General features: G+C 66.0%; 3 protein-coding genes. 1 reads left to right on the top strand and 2 read right to left on the bottom strand.

Features of this window, described 5'->3' with window-relative positions; all coding sequences use genetic code 11:
* A partial coding sequence (locus tag VN779_RS00930) for an FAD-binding protein (protein ID WP_325719157.1) occupies positions 1–265 on the bottom strand: 265 nt, incomplete at its 3' end.
* A gap of 161 nt (positions 266–426) precedes the next feature.
* Here VN779_RS00930 and VN779_RS00925 point away from each other — a divergent pair.
* Positions 427–3330, top strand: coding sequence for a helix-turn-helix transcriptional regulator (locus VN779_RS00925; RefSeq protein ID WP_325719155.1), 2904 nt, complete (start codon positions 427–429; stop codon positions 3328–3330).
* Between the two features lie 3 nt (positions 3331–3333).
* Here VN779_RS00925 and VN779_RS00920 read toward each other — a convergent pair whose 3' ends face one another.
* Complete coding sequence (locus VN779_RS00920) at positions 3334–3603, bottom strand: DUF4242 domain-containing protein (RefSeq protein WP_349260579.1); 270 nt, start codon at positions 3601–3603, stop codon at positions 3334–3336.
* Positions 3604–3970: the final 367 nt, after the last annotated feature.

The raw sequence follows: 3970 nt of genomic DNA, 5'->3' as shown, positions 1-3970 counted from the left end.
CAATGACGACACCGTCCTCGACGGTTCCGAAGCCCGGACCGCTGTGGCCGCCTCCGCGGACCGCAAGGGCGAGGTTCGACGTGCGCGCGAACTCGAGGGCGGCCGCGATGTCGGCGACGGATCCGCAGCGGGCGATCACCGCCGGGCGCTTGTCGATCATCGCGTTGTACAGCGACCGGGCGTGGTCATAGCCCGGGTCACCGGGCAGAGTTACCTCCCCGTCCAACGCGTTGCTTAGTTCGCGGGTTGCAGTCGCAGGGCTCATGCCGCCCACCTCCTTCTCAGTGATTGTGTGGTCTCGATGCCGCGACGCTACGTGGCGCCGAAGTCGCACGTCATGACCACAACGAAGCATTTCCGCAGAGGGCCCCCGATGGTCAAATCTGACTATCGACCGGGCGGCGACGCCGCGATTACCGTGAGCACATGGCGCAGTGGGTGCCACCACCGCTTCCGGGCGAACTGGTCGTTCGTCGTCGCGGCCTTTGTGTCGGTCGCGCGGCGGAACTGGCCGTGTTCGAGCAGGTCTGGGAGCGGGTCGAGGCCAGTAACCGACAGGTGGTGTTCATCGGTGGTGAGCCCGGAGCGGGTAAGTCGCGCCTAGCCGCCGAGGTTGCCGGAACGCTGGTCGATCACGGCGCCGCCGTGCTCGTAGGCAGTTCGACCGCCGATGCGGACGTTCCGTACGCACCGTTCGCCGAAGTACTTGATCGACTGCTGTTGGCGGGTCCAGAGGGTTGCCTGGCGGAAGCGCTGGCCGACGCCGGACCGCAGCTGCTGCGGCGGCTGTCGAGCCACGTGAATCGGCACTTGCCCGACACGGGCACGATCGACGACGCGGGCATGGTCCGGCGTGTTCTTTTCGACGCGCTGACCGGCTTTCTGCGGGGCTTGACGATGGACCGCCCGATCGCGCTGATCCTCGAAGACCTGCATTGGGCGCAACTTCCAACCCTGGCCATGCTCGAACACGTGCTGATCGGCTGCGCCGATGTCCGCATGTTGGTGGTGGCCACGTTCCGCACGACTGCACCGGACCGCTCCGATGAGCTGATCAGCCGGCTCGCCGAGATGCACCGGTTCGATGGTGTGCGGCGCCTCGACCTAGCAGGTCTGGACACCGAGGCGATCGCCGAGTTCGTCAGCCGGACCCGCCAGCTGCCAGCTCCGACGGCGCGCACCGCGGCCGCCCTGCTGCGCGATAAGACTGGCGGCAATCCGTATTTCCTCACCGAACTCTGCAATGACCTGGAGAACCGGGGTGGGATCGCCTCGCTGAGTACACAATTGACGGTTCCGGCGTCGATCGGGGACGCCATCGCCCGCCGACTGGCCGGACTGGGGGCCAGCGTCCAGAGGATCATCGAGCAGGCCGCGGTGCTGGGCGAGACGTTTGATCTGCAAGCGCTCATCGCCACCAGCGAGACCGATCTGGCCGCGACGCTGGCAGCGGTCGACTCGGCCGAAGGTGTTGGGCTGATCCGGGCGGTGCCCGGCTCCGACGGTGAGTTCTCGTTCGTGCATGCGCTGACTCGCGAGGCCGTGATCGGCAGGATGGCGGCGTCGCAGCTGCGGATCATGCACGCCCGGGCCGCCGAAGCACTTGAGGGGCGCGCGGATCCATCGGTTGTTCCCCGCCTGGCCGACCACTACCTGCTGGCGCACGTGCTCGGCTACCACGAGCAGGCGTTGCGATACGCGCGGGAGGCGGCGCGGATGGCCGAACACAGCCTGGCCTACGAGGACGCGGCGAAATGGTTCGAGCGGGCGGCGTCGCTTCCGGAGCTAGGCCGCGCGGATCGAGCAAGAATGAACCTCGGTGCGGCTTGCAACCACGTACGCGCCGGTGACTTCGCCCGCGCTCGGGGTATCTATGAACGCCTCAGCGCGGCTGATGATCCGCTTATCCGACTGGAAGCGGCAGTGGGTTATGAAGACGCGAACTGGCGCCCCGGGCTGGCCGACCCGAAGGCGGCCGACCTACTCGCGTCGGCGCTGGAGTCGTGCGGGCTGAACACCGACGATCCGCGATACGTGCATGCTATGGGCAGTTTCGGACGAGCGTTGGCGTTCGCCGGTGAAGCAGTGCGCGGCCGCGAAATCAGCAGCCTCGCCATCGATTACGCGCGAGCGGGCAACGATCCGGTGGTGGTTCGGCACGCTCTGGAGACCAGCCTGTGGCAGGGTCTCGCCCCAGACATGTGCGAAACGCAACTGCAGCGTTCGTCCGAACTTTCGCACATGGCGCTGTTGCGCCGTGACCACGAGGCGCTCGGTTCGGCCTCCTACTTTCGCGCCATGGTCAGCTATCAGGCTGGTCTGCCCGACGACCTCGGCGGAGCGGTCGCCCACCTGCAACGATCGGCCCAGGCCTGCGGGCAGCCCTTCTTCGGCTTCGTCGGCGCGTGCGTTCAGTCAGGGCTGGCCTACTTGCGCGGCGATTTCCCCGACGCGGAACGGTGGGCCGATATCGGCTTACGCACCGGCAGCTTGCTTGGCGCGGACACGACCGAGGGCAGTCACGGAGTCCAGATGTTCATGATCCGCCGTGAATCTGGATACCTGAAGACGTTCGGTGGGTTCGTGGACGGCAGCGAGACATTCGCCGGGCGTTGGGTGCCGGGCCTACTCGCGCTGTATACCGAGCTCGACTGCGAGCGCGGCATGACCCGCGCTCTAAGCCACCTGCTGAACCGGAATCTCGGCGACCATACCGCCGATGCGCAGTGGCCAATGGATCTGGTTTTCATGGTCGAGGCGGCGTTGGAACTGGGTGACCGCGAAGCCGTCCACGTGCTCCGCCCCTTCGTTGCTCGCTACGAAGGCAAAAACCTCTTGGCTGGCCAGTTCGTCGCGCTCTTCGGCAGTGCGGACCGATACCTGGCCCGGATCGCTGCGCTGACCGGTGAAAGTGCCGCTGCCGAGCGCCATTTCGGTGCAGCGCTCGAGATGGACCGGCAGATGTGTTCGGTCGTTCATGTCGCGGAGACGCTGGCGCGGCAGGCGTTGTTCGCGGCCTCGCGAGATCGCGCCGAGGAGGCCCGGCGGTTGGCCGACGAGGCCCGCGCGATCGCCGCGCCGATCGGCCAGACCAGGATTGTCGACCTGGTGGGGTCGTTACTGAGGAATGGTCCCGACGGTCTGAGCGTCCGGGAGGTCGAGGTATTGCGGTTGCTGGCGGCGGGCCTGAGCAATCGGGCGATCGGCGAACGCCTATACATCAGCACCAACACAGCGGCCAACCACGTCCGCAGTATCCTGCTCAAGACCGGCGCCGCCAACCGTACGCAGGCTGCGATGTACGCCGCTGATCATGAACTGCTCGCGTAGGGATCAGATCTCGGCGAGTGCGCCGTTCGGCATGATGCGATCTGTTACCTCGACGATGACATCGGCAGGAAAGCCGGTGCGTGTCGCCGCGGTTCTGATCGCCTGCGGCGACGGGGCTTCGTACAGGCAGTAAGTTTTTCGTTTGTCCGCGGACAGGAACGAGTACAGCCAGCGAACGCCCTCCTCGGCGTTGAGCCGATTGATTCCATCAGCGACGTCCAAGGTGGATTCCAGCTCTTCGGCATAGTTTCGCTCGACCATGAATATCGGCACGGCGGCCTCCCCTTCACTGTCCACGGTCGAACTTCAGCCACGGCCAGCCCATCATACGGCCCCGCCTGATCAGCGGGTGTGCTGTCTACCTGATGACGGGCAGGGGCCAGCAGCTTCAGGCAGCCGGTGCCCGCGGTGGTTGAAATCCGCCCGGGTGCTGCACGGCGACAAAGGTCCAATACGGCTCCCGTGGCATCGTCAAGTTGTTGACCTTGTTTGGTGGCTGTGAGGATTGGTCGTTGTGGCGATTGCGGCCAGGTAGGAGGGTCGAGAGCTGGCGCGGTAACGCGCATCGACGGTAGGTCTCGGAGCCGCTGGTGACCGCAAGGTTTCCCCTGGTGTCCTTCATCTCCGTGGCCCTGGTCCG

This window comes from Actinocrinis sp. (assembly GCF_035605935.1).
Taxonomy (GTDB): Bacteria; Actinomycetota; Actinomycetes; order Streptomycetales; family Catenulisporaceae; genus Actinocrinis.
The sequence above is the reverse complement of the archived record's forward strand: the minus strand, read 5'-3'. Positions and strand labels throughout refer to the sequence as shown.

Excerpts from the sequence above, each read along its gene's own strand:
- VN779_RS00925 (WP_325719155.1), top strand. The coding sequence starts at position 427 with ATGGCGCAGTGGGTGCCACCACCGCTTCCGGGCGAACTGGTCGTTCGT.